The organism is uncultured Aquitalea sp. (assembly GCF_945957525.1).
In the GTDB taxonomy this organism is placed as follows: Bacteria; Pseudomonadota; Gammaproteobacteria; order Burkholderiales; family Chromobacteriaceae; genus Aquitalea.
Genome location: NZ_CAMFLA010000002.1, coordinates 132254 through 146648, shown reverse-complemented (window position 1 = coordinate 146648; position 14395 = coordinate 132254). Strand labels below are relative to the sequence as shown.

12 protein-coding genes are annotated in these 14395 nt (G+C 62.4%); 6 read left to right on the top strand and 6 right to left on the bottom strand.

Going from position 1 to position 14395, the window contains the following annotated elements:
* Positions 1–33: 33 nt before the first annotated feature.
* From Q0P52_RS02455 to Q0P52_RS02440, 4 genes are read right to left on the bottom strand one after another with little or no spacing between them, the layout of a single operon-like run.
* Positions 34–828, bottom strand: a complete 795-nt coding sequence (locus Q0P52_RS02455; protein ID WP_293765494.1) for a transporter substrate-binding domain-containing protein — start codon at positions 826–828, stop codon at positions 34–36.
* A 6-nt stretch (positions 829–834) separates the two neighbouring features.
* Positions 835–2277 (bottom strand): metalloprotease TldD, encoded by a 1443-nt coding sequence (gene tldD / locus Q0P52_RS02450; protein WP_293765495.1) that lies wholly within the window; start codon positions 2275–2277, stop codon positions 835–837.
* A gap of 9 nt (positions 2278–2286) precedes the next feature.
* Complete coding sequence (locus Q0P52_RS02445; protein ID WP_293765548.1) at positions 2287–3096, bottom strand: carbon-nitrogen hydrolase family protein; 810 nt, start codon at positions 3094–3096, stop codon at positions 2287–2289.
* Positions 3096–6995, bottom strand: a complete 3900-nt coding sequence (locus Q0P52_RS02440) for a YhdP family protein (protein WP_293765497.1) — start codon at positions 6993–6995, stop codon at positions 3096–3098. The genes Q0P52_RS02445 and Q0P52_RS02440 overlap by 1 nt, the downstream gene beginning before the upstream one ends.
* A 56-nt stretch (positions 6996–7051) precedes the next feature.
* Here Q0P52_RS02440 and glnE point away from each other — a divergent pair, with 56 nt between their 5' ends.
* The 6 genes from glnE to Q0P52_RS02410 all read left to right on the top strand — a co-directional run bounded on the left by glnE (position 7052) and on the right by Q0P52_RS02410 (position 13340).
* Positions 7052–9733, top strand: coding sequence for a bifunctional [glutamate--ammonia ligase]-adenylyl-L-tyrosine phosphorylase/[glutamate--ammonia-ligase] adenylyltransferase (gene glnE, locus Q0P52_RS02435; RefSeq protein ID WP_293765499.1), 2682 nt, complete (start codon positions 7052–7054; stop codon positions 9731–9733).
* 71 nt (positions 9734–9804) lie between these two features.
* Entirely contained in the window at positions 9805–10728 is a 924-nt protein-coding gene (locus Q0P52_RS02430) for a branched-chain amino acid transaminase (protein ID WP_293765500.1), read from the top strand.
* Positions 10729–10782: 54 nt separating this feature from the next.
* Positions 10783–10983 (top strand): zinc-finger domain-containing protein, encoded by a 201-nt coding sequence (locus Q0P52_RS02425; RefSeq protein WP_293765501.1) that lies wholly within the window; start codon positions 10783–10785, stop codon positions 10981–10983.
* A 94-nt stretch (positions 10984–11077) separates the two neighbouring features.
* A complete protein-coding gene (gene waaF, locus Q0P52_RS02420) occupies positions 11078–12127 on the top strand; it encodes a lipopolysaccharide heptosyltransferase II (protein WP_293765502.1) in 1050 nt (349 codons plus the stop codon).
* On the top strand, positions 12127–12717 hold the full coding sequence (locus tag Q0P52_RS02415; protein WP_293765503.1) for a TetR/AcrR family transcriptional regulator: 591 nt from the start codon (positions 12127–12129) through the stop codon (positions 12715–12717). The genes waaF and Q0P52_RS02415 overlap by 1 nt, the downstream gene beginning before the upstream one ends.
* A gap of 71 nt (positions 12718–12788) precedes the next feature.
* Entirely contained in the window at positions 12789–13340 is a 552-nt protein-coding gene (locus Q0P52_RS02410; protein WP_293765504.1) for a hypothetical protein, read from the top strand.
* Positions 13341–13408: 68 nt separating this feature from the next.
* Here the strand turns inward: Q0P52_RS02410 and Q0P52_RS02405 are convergent, their stop codons facing one another.
* The gene (locus Q0P52_RS02405) at positions 13409–13975 is read right to left on the bottom strand and encodes a tetratricopeptide repeat protein (protein WP_293765505.1); all 567 of its coding nucleotides are present in this window, start codon (positions 13973–13975) and stop codon (positions 13409–13411) included.
* Between the two features lie 166 nt (positions 13976–14141).
* A complete protein-coding gene (locus Q0P52_RS02400) occupies positions 14142–14333 on the bottom strand; it encodes a hypothetical protein (protein WP_293765506.1) in 192 nt (63 codons plus the stop codon).
* Positions 14334–14395: the final 62 nt, after the last annotated feature.

Sequence of the window (14395 nt, the reverse complement as noted above, 5' to 3'; positions counted from 1 at the left end):
ACGGGGAGGACCGCCGCAAGTGGCTGCCCGCGTTCAGGGCAAGAGATCGGCCACCGCGTACTTGACCGCTAGTTGGCGGTAGGCGGGTGTTTTGCGATAAGCCTTCAACTCGCGCACATAGCTTTGCGCTATCTCTTGAGGACAGCCCTTGCGCGAAAAAGCCAGATAGAAATCGCCAATCAGCCAGCGCGGCTGGCGCAAAGCCACCACCTTGTCGCTGATGTTCGGCATCTCGTCCGCCAGCGATTGCAACGAGGTGATATAGCCCACAGCAATATCCACCCTGCCGGCCAGCAGCTTGGCGAACACATCCTCCTTGGAGGCGGCCGTCATGTCCACGCGCCAGCATTCGCGCATGGCGTCGCGCACCACGTCGCCATAAAAGTAATTGCTGGCCGCGCCAAAGCTGTAGGCCGCATAACGGCAGGGTTCGCGGCTTTCCGGAAAGCCAGAACGCTTGGACTTGAGCACGAACAAGCCAGCGTACTGCTTGTGCTGCACGGCGTCGGCAAAAAACCAGGCATAGGCTTCCCGCTCCGGCGAGCGCGCGGTATAGCTCAGCGCATTGACCTGCCCCAGCTCGAGCGCGCGCAAGGCGCGTTGCCAGGGCATGGGCCGGTACACCACCCGCCAGCCCAGCCGCGCCGCCACCGCGTCTATCACCTCGAGGTGAAAACCGGCATGCGTCCTGCCTTCCTGATAGACATACTCGAAGGGCCGGTTGTCGGACTGCTCCACCGCCACCACCAGATCCTGCGCCAAGACGAAACCGCCCGGCAGCACCAACAGGCATCCGAAAAGCAGGCACAGGAGTGAGAGGCCGCGCATGTCTGCTTAGCCGCCGGTACCGCCCACGGTCAGGCCGCCGTCGATGCGCAAAGTGGGCTGACCCACACCCACCGGCACGCTCTGGCCTTCCTTGCCGCACACGCCCACGCCCTGATCCAGCTCGAGATCATTGCCGATCATGGAAACGTAGCCCAGTACATCCGGACCGTTGCCAATCAGGGTGGCTCCCTTCACCGGATAGGTGAGCTTGCCATTTTCAATGCGCCAGGCTTCCGAGGCGGAAAAAACGAACTTACCGCTGGTAATGTCTACTTGGCCGCCGCCAAAGTTGGCGGCATAGAGTCCGTCTTTCACCGAGGCGATGATTTCCGCCGGGTCGTGCTTGCCGGGCAGCATGTAGGTGTTGGTCATGCGCGGCATGGGAATGTGGGCATAGGATTCGCGCCGGCCGTTGCCGGTAGGCGCCACCTGCATCAGGCGGGCGTTCATCGCATCCTGCATATAACCCTTGAGCACGCCGTTTTCGATCAGCGTGGTGCAGTGGGTGGCATTGCCTTCGTCATCGATGGCCAGCGAACCGCGACGACCGGCCATGGTACCGTCGTCCACCACGGTGACGCCTTCGGCGGCCACCTTCTGGCCGATCTTGCCGGAGAAGGCCGAGGTGCCCTTGCGATTGAAGTCGCCCTCCAGCCCGTGGCCAATGGCTTCGTGCAACAGTACGCCCGGCCAGCCAGAGCCCAGCACCACGGTCATTTGCCCTGCCGGCGCCGGACGCGCTTCCAGATTCACCAGCGCCTGATCCACGGCCTGACGCACGTATTTTTCCACCAGCTCGTCGTCGAAACGGGTGAGATCAAACCGTCCGCCACCGCCGCTGGAACCCTGCTCGCGACGCCCATCCTGCTCAGCGATCACATATACCGACAGGCGCACCAGCGGGCGCACATCCGCGGCGCGCACGCCGTCGTGGCGGGCCACATACACCACGTCGTATTCGGAGGCCACGCCCGCCATCACCTGAATGATGCGCGGATCCATGGCGCGGGCCAGCCGCTCCACTTTTTCCAGCAGAGCCACCTTGGCGGCGGCCTCCAGGCTGTGACAGGGGTCGATGGCCGGATACAGCGCCTGACCGCGTCGCGCAGACACGGCGCCCGCGCTGCCGTCGCCACCTGCCGCGCCGATGGCGCGCACCGCCTCGGCAGCCCGGCCGATGGCCTCAGGACCGATGTCGTCGGAATAGGCAAAAGCAGTCTTGTCGCCGGCCACGGCGCGCACGCCCACGCCCTGATCAATACTGAAACTGCCGGATTTGACGATGCCTTCTTCCAGGCTCCAGCCTTCAGTGCGGGTGTACTGGAAGTAAAGGTCGGCATAGTCCACCGCATGCTGACGCATGCGGGAGAAAGTTTTTTCGATCAGGGCTTCGTCTACGCCGTAGGGGCGCAGCAACAGGCTGTCGGCAGTGCTGAATGCGTCTTGCATGGAGTTCTTTCAATTCAGGACACGATGCGCCAGCGCCGGCAAGTGGCTGCGCACCGAGTGCAACAATTCGGGGTCGAGCTCGGCCACCGCCACGCCCTCGCCCTTGTCCACCTGGGCGAGAATCTTGCCCCAGGGGTCGATGATCATCGACTGTCCGTGGGTCTTGCGGCCGTTCTCATGGGTGCCGCCCTGCGCGGAGGCCAGCACATAACACTGGTTTTCGATGGCGCGAGCTCGCATCAGCACTTCCCAGTGGGCCTCGCCGGTAGTGGCGGTAAATGCCGCCGGCAGGATCATCGCATCGAAGGGCGACAAGGTGCGGAAGAGTTCCGGAAAGCGCAGATCATAACAGATGCCGCAGGCCACTTCCGCGAGGCCGATATCCACTTTCACCGGCGTAGCGCCGGCGAGGATGCTGTCCGATTCGCAATAGCGCTCGCCATTGCCGGTAAAACCGAACAGGTGAATCTTGTCGTAACGGGCCTTGACCTCGCCTTGCGGCGAATACACCAGCGTGGTGTTGAACACCTTGCCCGGCTCAGGGCAGGTCAGCGGCAAGGTGCCGGCCGCCAGCCAGACGCCGCTCTCGCGCGCCATGGCCGCCAGCGCCGACTGCATCGGCCCGTGGCCGAAAGTCTCGCTGATGGCCACTTTGTCGCCATCCTGACGCCCCATCAGGCAGAAGTACTCCGGCAGCACCACAAAGCGTGCGCCCTCTGCGGCCGCTTCGCGCACCAGCCGCGCTGCCGTGGCCAGATTGGCGGGGACATCGGTTCCGGACACCATCTGCGCGACGGCGACCTTGAATTTTTCCTTCATCATGGCGTAGTCCGTTTGTCCTGCCGGGATTCAAGCCCCAGCTTGTTGATTTGCGGATTGGAAATCGGGCCCGTAATGGCGTAGTCCACCGACAGAATCTTGCCCACCGGGTCTTGCAGCACTTTTTGCGCCGCCAGCGCCGCCACGCCCACCACCGGATTGAGCAAGGCCGCGCCGGCCGCCAGCGCCACGCTCTCAGCCAAGTGCGGCTGCACCCGGATCTTCACATTCTGCGTTTCCGACACCAGATTCACCTGACCGCTCAGGCGCGCATCGGCGGCCGGACCTTTCATCTGCACATTATCAGAAATGAACACGCCCTTGCGGATGTTGGCCGAACCGGTGATGGAATCAAAGGCAAAGCCGTCGCTGAACACATCAGTGAAATCCAGCTTCACTCGCCGCGACAGCGATTGTAGGCTCAAAACACCCAACAGCCGGGCCGCGCCGGGATCGACCTTGGCAAAGCGGCCGTTCTTGACATCAATGCTCATATCGCCCGACAGGCTGCGCGTTTCGGCGTCCGACAAGCCGCCCGGCCAAGACAGATTGCCGCTGAGCCAGCCCTCGCCCTTGCGGAAGGTATCATCCAGACCCAGCTTTGCCAGCAGCGCGCCCACATCGCCGCTGTCAATGCGGAAACGGCTTTGCACCGACTTGCCCCGCGTATCGGCGTCTTTCACCCGCAAAGAGGCATCCAGCGCACCTTCTTTGGCTGTCAGTTTCAGCGGATCCAGCACCCAATCGCCGCCGTCGCGCCGCGCTTTCATGTCCACCCGCCCTACCACCTTGCCCTTGTAAACCAGCTCGCCCACGCGGATATCCAGCGCTGGCAAGTCCATGCTGTCGAACTGTGACGGGGTCAGTGCCTCTTCGCTGGCTGCGCTGCCGTTGGCCGAAGCGCCCTTCTGGGCCAGATTCAGCACAGCGCGCGACAGATTGGCGCGCAACAGACCATTGCCTGCCGGCAGGTATTCGATCTGGCCAGTCAGCTCTTGCGAACGCACATCCAGCGTCCAGCCATCCTGCAAGCGGCGATTGCCCAACCGTGCCGCCACGCGGTGCAAAGGGCGGCCCCAGACATCCACCAGCGGCGAATCGATCTCTAGCGTCAGCGGCAAGTCCAGGCTGACATTCTTGCCGCCGCCGGCGCCAAAACTGCGCTTGGAAATGGCCCCGACCCAGTCCGCCAGCACCAGTTGGCGCGAGGCGATGCGGATGGTCAGGCCATCCGCCGGCATGGCGCCGGTATCGCGCCCCAACGCCACTACGCCGCTTTTAAAATCGCCCTTGCCGCTCAGCAGCATATTGCCCCAAGCCATGTTGCCTACCGAGAAATCCACCTTTATCGGCTGCTGGCTGGTTTTGCCCGGCTGCAAGCTCAATTGCAGTGGCCAGCTTGCTTCTGCGGGTTTGGCCGCCGGGGCTGGTGCGCTGATGGCGGTGCCGGCCAGCGAAGACGTCACGCTAAGATTTTCCAGCCCCTTGGCCACATCGAATTTCACGCCGAAAGCGGAATGGCCGGACACATAGGGCTGCAGAATGGGCAGATATTGTTTCATCACCTGCGCGGAGTCGGCGTCGCCGGCAATGTCGAAGCTCATGCGCCCGCCCTTGGCGGTGGCGGCCTTGAGCAGGAAATGCCCGCCCATGGCGTCCAGCTGAACGCCCTTGCTCTCCACGCCCTGCTCGGTGAAGGTGAGCGTGCCGCGCGCGCCATGCAAGGGCGGCACCGGCAGCGATTTGAAATCCAGCCGATTGCCAGCCAGCTTGATGTCGCCTTTTACCTTGGGGCCGCCTTCGCCCGCCAAGGGAATGGCTATATCCAGATCCAGTCCGGCATCGCCGCTTGCCGCGATTTGCCCGGTAAAACCGTCCAGCCAGCCATCCACCGGGCTCTGGGCGGTATAACGCAACATCTTTTGCAGGCTGTCCTGCGCCTTGCCCTTGATAGCGAGCATCGGTACCGGTGCGGCCAGGTTGTCGATGCTCACCAGCACATCGTGCAGCGGTACGCCGGCAGTGCTGACCGCCCTGCCGCTCACATCCATGCGCTCGTTGTGGAAAGACAGGCCGGCGCGAATACCATCCAGTGTCGGCCAGCCTTTCTCGAACAGCAGACGAGCGTCTTCCACGTCGGCATCCACCTTGAACTCCCCGCCCTTGCCGCCGGCAAAGGGGAAGTGATCCAGATCGCCCTTCAGCACCATGCGCACATTGCGCGCGGTGCCCGCCTGCAAGGCCTGTTCCAGCCAACGCATGGTGTGCTCGCCTACCGCATGCGGCAGATAAGCGGGCACGCGCGCCGCCGGCACCGCATCGATGCTGGCGGTGAAGTCGGCGGTGCCCGCACCGTTGCCGCTATTGTGGTAATTGCCGCCAAAACTGCCTTTGAGATCGGCGTTGGCGAAGCGCACGCTCTTGAAACCCACAGCCACCGCGCCGTTTTTTACCTGCCAGCCAACATCGGCCTGCAGACTATCAAAAGACAGCGGCTGCGGAAAAACTTGCGGGTAGCTCACCGCGCTCTTGCCGCTGTCCAGCTCCAGCCTGCCGCCGGCCTCATCCAGCGTCAGCCTGCCGCCTGCACCGCTCACCCCGGGGATGTGGCCGAAGGGCTGCCAGCCCAGCTGCTCGAAGCGGGTTGCCACCGCGTAATGGCTGGGCGACTGCGCCGGCCCGCGCCAGGACAGGGAAAGATCGCGCAAGTGGCCGCTGGGCGCAAAACGCGTCAGCAAGGGATTGTTCTCGCCGCCAAGGGCGTGCAGGAAGGGCGTCAGGTGCGCCACGTTGACATTGTCCAGCGTCAGCTCGCCGCGCCCCTGATCGCCAGGCAACCACTCGCCCTTGATGGAAGAATGATCGAAAGCCAGCCCGGAAGCGCTGGCCAGCGTGAGATCGCTGGCTTTGACGTCATACGCGCCAGAGCGGTTGCGCGTTACCGCCAACTTGCCGCTGAGCACCGGCAACACCAGCGCATGCGCGTCCTTGGGCGTATAGCTGGCATTGCGCACGCTGACATCGGCGGTCAGACTGTTGATGCGGCCTTCGGCGAACTCCGCCTCCACCACACCGTCGCCTTCGCCGCTGTTTATCAGGCCCACCTTGGCCAGATAACGCGACAGCATGCCTGGGCGCGCCCCGCTCAGCGTCACCTTCGCCGACCCGGCCCAGTTCATCCAGTCGGCAAAATCATCGCCGCGCCAACTCATATCGAGGTCGAATGCCCGCCCCAGGGTGGCCACGGGTTGGCCGGACAGCTTGAGTCGATGACCGAACAGGCTGCGCGTGAGCAGCAGACGGCCCTGCTGCAAATCCAGCCGCGGCAGGCCGAGTCGCTGATCCTGCCAGCTGAGACGGGCATTGCGCACCTCGATGCTGTACTGGCGCAGCAACCAGTTGGCGGCCGGCTCGCCGCCCTTTTCAGACTGATCAGCTTGCGGCTTGGGCAGTAAATCCATGCCATTGAGCAGAATGCCGCCATCCGCGTCGCGAATCAGTTCTACCGAAGGCGCATCCACCACGATATGGGAAAACACCGGCTCCCGTGCCGGGATTGACCACCAGGACGGCGCCACGCTCACGCCACCCAGCGTCAACGCTGCGCCGGTGGCGGGATTGGCCACGCGCAGCTTTTTCAGCTCCAGCAGCGGCGCCACGCCATCCCAGTAGCCGGACAGCTCGCCAATGCTGACAGTGCGCCCCATGCTGCGAGACAACTCTTGCTCGAGCCGGGGACGGAATTCGTCCAGACGCGGGAGAAACCACCAGGTAAAGACGGCAAAAGAAGACGACACCACAAAAGCAGCCAGCGCCAGTAGCGCGCCGGCGATTTTGAGGAGGCGTTTGACGGTTGCGACGACATGGATGCCGGACAACGGCGCGGAGTGCTTTTCCAAATGACCCAAACCGTTACAATTGATGAATTCGGAACAACCTGCGAGTGCCCGCCATTATGCCAGCAAACCAGGCCTCTGCCATTGCCCGCGGACGTCAGTTTTCCACATATCTCGACCGCCTGCTCGGCGCTCGTCCCGAGCAGCTCTCCCTGCTGGAAAACGCCATCGACCGTCCTTTCGATCTTGCGCAAATGCAGGGGTTTGCCGAATGGGACTCATTCACCGATCTGGATGCGCTGGGCGCGGCGCTGCGGCAACTGCGCCAAGCCGTCATGGCGCGCATCATCGCCCGCGACATCGGTGGCATGGCCACCCTTGACGAGGTGATGAGCAGCATTAGCGAACTGGCGGAATTCGTCGTGCGCGCGGCGCTGGCCGGCGCCTGCCGCGCCCTGCCGCAATATGGCGACCCCATCGGCGAGGACAGCGGCGACAAGCAAGAGCTGATCATCATCGGCATGGGCAAGCTGGGCGGCGGCGAACTCAACGTCTCCTCCGACATCGACCTCATCTTCATTTACCCCGAAGGCGGCGAAACCAGCGGCCCGCGCCGTATCAGCAATCACGAGTATTTCACTCAGGTGGGCAAGCGCGTCATTGCCCTGCTCAACGACACCACCGCCGACGGACAAGTGTTTCGCGTGGACATGCGACTACGCCCCTATGGCGACTCCGGCCCGCTGGTGATGAGCTTCGCCGCGCTGGAAAACTATCTGCTGACGCAAGGCCGCGAATGGGAGCGCTACGCCTGGATCAAGGCCAAAGCACTCACCGGCGACAGCGCTGGCCTGGCCGACATGGTGCGCCCCTTCGTCTATCGCAAATATCTGGACTACAACGCCTACGGCGCAATGCGTGACCTGCACGCGCAGATCCGCCGCGAAGTGGCCCGCCGCGACATGGCGGACAACATCAAGCTTGGCCCTGGCGGCATTCGCGAAGCGGAATTCATCGCGCAGGTATTCCAGCTGATTCGCGGCGGTCGCGACAAAACCCTGCAGCTGCGCAGTACGCGCGCCACCCTCGCCAGGTTGGCCGAACTGCGCCTGCTGGAGCCGGCCGCCGTCACGGAACTGCTGGACGCCTATGCCTTTTTGCGCAATCTGGAACACCGTTTGCAATACCTGGACGACCAGCAAACGCAAACCCTGCCGTCCAGCGCCGACAGCCAGGCCCGCATTGCTGGCAGCATGGGTTTTGACAACTGGCATGATTTTCTTGATGCGCTCAACAACGAACGCCGCAAGGTGGCGCGCCATTTCGAGCAGGTTTTCATCCTGCCGACAGAAAGCGCGCCGGATCACCCCTTGTCAGGTCTCTGGCGCGACATCGCCGAATGCGAGCCCACCCCACGACTGGCCGACATTGGCTTCCATGACGCGGAACAAGTGGCACGCCAACTCAAAGCGCTGGCGCAAAGCCAGCGCTACCAGCAGATACCACTGACCGGGCGCAAGAAATTCGATGCGCTGATGCCGCCGCTGATCGAAGTATCCACCCACTTCGGCAACCCCGACGCCACCCTGTCGCGCATCATCGGCCTGATGGAAGCCATCAGCCGTCGCGCATCCTATCTGGCGCTGCTCACCGAATACCCGCAAACACTGCAACGTCTGGCCACCTTATGCTCATCAAGCGCCTGGGTATCCGGCTACCTCACGCGCCACCCCATCCTGCTGGATGAACTGCTGGACGCGCGGGTGCTGTACGCTACGCCGGACTGGCCGCAATTGGGCCTGCAACTGGAAGAACAAATGTGCCAGTGCGAGAGCGACGTGGAGGCCAAGATGGACACCTTGCGTCACTTCCAGCACGCACAAGCCTTCCGCCTGGTGGCGCAGGACATTGCCGGCATGTGGACGGTGGAAGCGTTGTCCGATCAGCTCTCGCTCCTGGCCGACATGGTGCTGGATTCTGCCGTGCGCCACGCGTGGCGCGACATCCCCACTCGTCACGTGGAAACCCCGCGCTTCGCCGTCATCGGCTATGGCAAGCTGGGCGGCAAGGAGCTGGGCTACGCTTCGGACCTGGACATCATCTTCCTCTATGAGGACGACCACCCGGACGCCACCGAACTCTACTCACGCCTGGCCCGCAAACTGTCCACCTGGCTGACCAGCGCCACCAGCGCCGGCATCCTCTACGACATCGACCTGCGCCTGCGCCCCAACGGCGTCAGCGGGCTGCTGGTCAGCACCCTGCCCGCCTTCCGCCAGTACCAGGAAAAGCAAGCCTGGGCTTGGGAGCATCAGGCCCTCACCCGCGCCCGCTATGCCGCTGGCGACCGCGCCATTGGCGACGCCTTCGAAGCCATCCGCCATGAGGTGCTGACGCAACAGCGCGACCCGGCAGCACTGGGCAAGGAGGTTACCGACATGCGCCGCCGCATGCTGGAAACCCATCCGGCCAAAGAGAGCGACATCAAGCACGCGCGCGGTGGCATCATCGATGTCGAATTCATCGTGCAATACCTGATTCTGGCTCATGCCGCCGCCATCCCCGCCCTCACCGGCAATACCGGCACCATCGCCTTGCTGGGCGTGGCGGCGGAAACAGGCCTGATCAGCCGCCACCATGCGGAAGAGGCGCGTTCTGCCTATCGCCACTACCGCAAATTGCAACACGCCGCACGGCTGAACGAACACGGCACGGTGGAAGTGGACGACACCCTGCGGCACTACTACCGCGAAGTTTCCTCGCTGTGGCAGGCCGTCTTCGGCCAAGCTGCGGAAGCATGACGCAAGGCTGCACAAGCGGCCGACCGCAGGTATAATCGCGGGATACAAAACACAAGACGGAGAGCATCAAGATGTCGATGGCAGATCGTGACGGATTCATCTGGTATGACGGCAAGCTGGTTGACTGGCGCGACGCCACCACCCATGTGCTGACCCACACCCTCCACTACGGCATGGGCGTATTCGAAGGCGTGCGCGCTTACGAAACCCCCAAGGGTCCGGCCATCTTCCGCCTGCAAGACCATACCGACCGCCTGTTCCGCTCCGCCAAGATTCTCGGCATGGACCTGCCCTTCAGCAAGGAAGCCATCAATCAGGCTCACCTTGACGTGGTGAAAGCCAACAAGCTGCAGTCCTGCTACTTCCGTCCGATGGCCTTCTACGGCTCCGGCAAACTGGGCGTGGCGCCGAAGAAGGACGACGTGCGCGTCATCGTCGCCGCCTGGCCGTGGGGCGCCTACCTGGGTGATGAAGGCCTGGAAAAAGGCATCCGCGTGAAGACCTCCTCCTTCACCCGCCACCACGTCAACATCACCATGTGCAAGGCCAAGGCCAACGGCAACTACATGAACTCCATCCTTGCCAACAACGAAGCCACCGCCGACGGCTACGACGAAGCCCTGCTGCTGGATGTGGACGGCTTTGTGGCGGAAGGCTCGGGTGAAAACATTTTCATCATCCGCAAGGGCAAGATCTACACCCCGGACCTCACCTCCGCCCTCGAAGGCATCACCCGCGACACCGTGGTGCAAATCGCCAAGGAACAGGGCCTGGAAGTCATCGAAAAACGCATCACCCGCGATGAAGTCTACAGCGCTGACGAGGCCTTCTTCACCGGCACCGCTGCGGAAGTCACCCCGATTCGTGAACTGGATCGCCGCGCCATTGGCGAAGGCAAACGCGGCCCGATCACCGCAGCCATCCAGGATCGTTACTTCAAGATCGTCAAGGGACAGGACGCCGAACACGAGCACTGGCTCACCTACGTCGCCTGACCCGTTATTTAGCGCATGCTGGGCCGGCCACCGCCGGCCCGACAAGGAAAAGCAATGTCCGAACTGAAAGAAAACACCCAACGCACCATTGAAGTCACCGCCAAGGACCTGCCGCTGCATTGCCCCATGCCGGACATGGTGAAGTGGAACTCCCACCCCCGCGTCTTCTTGCCCGTGCACAAGACCGGCGAAGCGCTCTGCCCTTACTGCGGCACCCATTACAAGCTGATCGGGCCGGCCGGCGGTCACCACTAAACAGCCTCGCCGATCAAGACAAAACCAAGGGTGCGACATAGGTCGCACCTTTTTGCTTTGCCGCGAGGACACCGTCCCACAGCGGAAACGGAAGATGAAAAAGAAGATTCTGGTAATCGGCCCTTCCTGGGTAGGCGACAGCGTCATGGCGCAACCGCTGTACCAACGACTGCACGAGAAACACCCGGGCCTCGAGCTGCATGTGTTTGCCCCCTCCTGGACGCTGCCGCTGCTTGAGCGCATGCCGGAAGTGGCCAAGGCCCATCTCAACCCCTTCGGTCACGGCGCGCTGCGCCTTGGTGATCGCTGGCGGACAGCGCGCCAACTGGCGCGCGAGCGCTTCGACCAGGCCATCGTACTGCCCAACTCCATCAAGTCGGCGCTGATCCCCCTTTTCGCCGGCATTCCGCTGCGTACAGGCTTCATTGGCGAATCCCGCTACTGGATACTCAATGACGCCCGCGAACTGGACGAACAAGCACTGCCCATGATGGTGGAGCGCTTCTGCGCCCTTGCAGAAGAGCGCAAACAAGCGCTGCAACGCCCCATCGCCCACCCCTCGTTAACAGTAGACAGCGCGGCGCAGCACGCCACAGCAGCAAGGCTTGGCCTGGATATCTCGCGCCCGGTGCTCGCCTTCTGCCCCGGCGCCGAGTATGGCCCGGCAAAACGCTGGCCCGCCCGCCACTTTGCAGAACTGGCCAAGCGTTTTGACGCCGCCGGTCATGCGGTCTGGCTGTTCGGCTCCGGCAAAGACAAGGAAATCGGCGACGACATTACCCGCCTGGCGGACGGCAAGGCCATCAATCTGTGTGGGCGCACAGGCTTGGAAGAAGCCATCGACCTGATGGGCCTGTGCGCATTGGCAGTCTGCAACGACTCCGGCCTGATGCATGTGGCCGCTGGATTGGGCAAACCGCTGGTCGCGCTGTACGGCTCATCAAGCCCCGACTTCACCCCACCCTTGTCTGACAATGCGGCCATCGTTAGTCTAGGACTGGAATGCAGCCCCTGCTTTGAACGGCAGTGCCCTTACAAACATACCCACTGCCTGGAAAACCTGATGCCGGATATGGTCTGGCAAGCCGCGCAACGCCTCCTGCCGGCAAAGGAACAAGCAGCCAACCCATCGGCTACCGAATAATGAACAACCAAGACAAGAACAATCCGCCGGAAGAAAACAGCCGCCGCATGGAGCTTGTGCGCGCAGCCGCCCGACTGTTTCGCGACCAGGGCTATGAGCGCACTACAGTTCGCGACCTCGGCAATGCGGTAGGACTACAGTCCGGCAGCCTTTTCTACCACTTCCGCACCAAGGAAGAAATTCTGGTCGCCGTCATGGCGCTTGGCATCACCGCCACCACAGAGCAACTTGGTGCGGCCATTGCCCGTGCGCGCAGCACGCGGGACAAACTGTCCGCACTGTTTCACGTACACCTCAACTCCCTGCTGGGCGACAACCAGGCAGCGCTGGAAGTGATGCTTTACGAATGGCGCAGCGTGTCCGAAGCCGCCAAGCCCGGCCTGATCGTTCTGCGCGACCGCTATGAGGCGCTGTGGCAGGAAGTATTGGACGAAGCGGCGGCAGAAGGTCTGGTGAAGAACGACACGCGCCTGCTGCGTCGCACGCTGCTTGGCAGCCTGCACTGGTCAGTACAATGGTATCGCTCCGACGGCGAATTAAGCGTGGATGCGTTGGCCGAACGCATGCTGGCGCTGGTTGTGCTCAAGTAATCGGGCCTCCGGGTGCACAAACAGCGAAATCTGTTCTAGAATCATAAAGATAGAACCGCGGGAGGACAGCCATGAACAGCGTCAGCAGCATCGCCAGCCAGTCGGCGCAAGCCTATGCGCAACTGCAGTCGGCGCGCAATGCGCAAGAAACGCGCGCCGCCAGCACGTCCTCCGAACCCAGCACCCGCACCCAGGCTGTCACTCAGCGGCAGGAAAACCAGCAGGCAACGCAAACCACTTCCAGCAGCCGATCACAGCAAAGCCGCAATCGCGACGAGGTGGCGCAACAGCTTGCCAGCCAGCTGGCGGCAAGCCAGAGCAACCAGGTCAGCGCGCGCGAACAAAGCATCAGCGCCCGCCCGGCAGCAGCTCAGGTGGAGTCAATCTCCTCCGCCGCAGTGCAAGACGCCAAGCAAAGCAGCGCCAGCAACGGTACTCGCAAGCAGGAGTCAGAGCAGCAGTCGGCGCAAAACAAGCCGCAAGAAACCGCGCCCACGCCGTCCCAGCGCTCGCTGGAAAACCAGAAGAGCAGCGGGCAACTTGCCGTAGCCCAGTATCAGGACAACCAATCCCTGCTGCAAACCAGCCCGCCAACCCGCAACCGGGTCGCGGAGCGCGCCTGACTCCGCACTGAACCATGAACAAAGCCCGGCCGAAGCCGGGCTTTGTTCATTAAAAAGCCACATTTCATTCAACGGGCATGCTCCGCCTGCAAACTCCTGGCTTTCACGCCGCCACCGACATCGCCCTGCGCCGCAGCGGCGGCATACCACTTCACCGCCAGCTTCCAATCCTTCGGCAAACCATCGCCATGCTCGTACATGCTGCCCACCAGATACTGCGCGCCTACATCTCCTTGCTTGGCAGCCAACAAATACCAGTGCGCTGCCTTGCGATAATCCTGCACTGCTCCGCGCCCAAGATAGTATTGCGTCCCGGCGCTGACCTGTGCATCTCGATGACCCTGCGCCGCAGCCTTTTCAAACCACAGCGTCGCTTTGACAAGATCCTTGACCACGCCGTCGCCGGACTCATAAACCTGCCCCAGCGCAAACTCAGCCGACGACAGCCTGTTCGCTGCTGATTTTTCCAACCATGCCAGTGCAGCCGATTTGTCCACACCTACGCCCTCGCCGCGCCAGTACATCATTGCCAAGTCATATTGCGCCACACGGTCGCCCCGCACGGCCGCCGCCTGAAACTGTTTGACAGCGGTTGCATAATCACCAGACTGATAGGCCGCCCAGCCTGGCACCATCACAGCTCCGCCGGCCCGCGCCAAGCCGACCCACAAACACATCAGCGCTATCGCTCGTCTCATTGCGCCACCTCCTTGTGCGTGAGTCGCGCAGGACAATCCGTTCTTACAGCAAAACAAAAAGGCAGCCGAAGCTGCCTTTCTCACTGTCTCACACCAAGCCAGATCAGGCTTTGATATCGACATTCTGCCCCAGATGGGACGGATTTACTGTCTGGTTGATTTGCGCGGCATTCTGGCTTGCGCCGTCCAGCAATGAGAGGACAGACTGACCATTGGCCTGTAGTGATTTCTTCAGCGCATAGATTTCATTGGCCGAAGAAACATTCTGACCACTCACTTGACTTAATCCGTTCATGCCCCCACCTCCCTCTACTGATTACTGCGTTCATTTGCGAGTGTAGACGCCGACAGCCGATT

What these genes read in the sequence shown, in the direction of transcription:
- Q0P52_RS02430 (WP_293765500.1), top strand. Translation starts at nt 9,805, where the DNA reads ATGTCGATGGCAGATCGTGACGGATTCATCTGGTATGACGGCAAGCTG.
- Q0P52_RS02455 (WP_293765494.1), bottom strand. Translation starts at nt 828, where the DNA reads ATGCGCGGCCTCTCACTCCTGTGCCTGCTTTTCGGATGCCTGTTGGTG.
- Q0P52_RS02410 (WP_293765504.1), top strand. Translation starts at nt 12,789, where the DNA reads ATGAACAGCGTCAGCAGCATCGCCAGCCAGTCGGCGCAAGCCTATGCG.
- glnE (WP_293765499.1), top strand. Translation starts at nt 7,052, where the DNA reads ATGCCAGCAAACCAGGCCTCTGCCATTGCCCGCGGACGTCAGTTTTCC.
- Q0P52_RS02400 (WP_293765506.1), bottom strand. Translation starts at nt 14,333, where the DNA reads ATGAACGGATTAAGTCAAGTGAGTGGTCAGAATGTTTCTTCGGCCAAT.
- Q0P52_RS02425 (WP_293765501.1), top strand. Translation starts at nt 10,783, where the DNA reads ATGTCCGAACTGAAAGAAAACACCCAACGCACCATTGAAGTCACCGCC.
- Q0P52_RS02445 (WP_293765548.1), bottom strand. Translation starts at nt 3,096, where the DNA reads ATGAAGGAAAAATTCAAGGTCGCCGTCGCGCAGATGGTGTCCGGAACC.
- tldD (WP_293765495.1), bottom strand. Translation starts at nt 2,277, where the DNA reads ATGCAAGACGCATTCAGCACTGCCGACAGCCTGTTGCTGCGCCCCTAC.
- Q0P52_RS02415 (WP_293765503.1), top strand. Translation starts at nt 12,127, where the DNA reads ATGAACAACCAAGACAAGAACAATCCGCCGGAAGAAAACAGCCGCCGC.
- waaF (WP_293765502.1), top strand. Translation starts at nt 11,078, where the DNA reads ATGAAAAAGAAGATTCTGGTAATCGGCCCTTCCTGGGTAGGCGACAGC.
- Q0P52_RS02405 (WP_293765505.1), bottom strand. Translation starts at nt 13,975, where the DNA reads ATGGTGCCAGGCTGGGCGGCCTATCAGTCTGGTGATTATGCAACCGCT.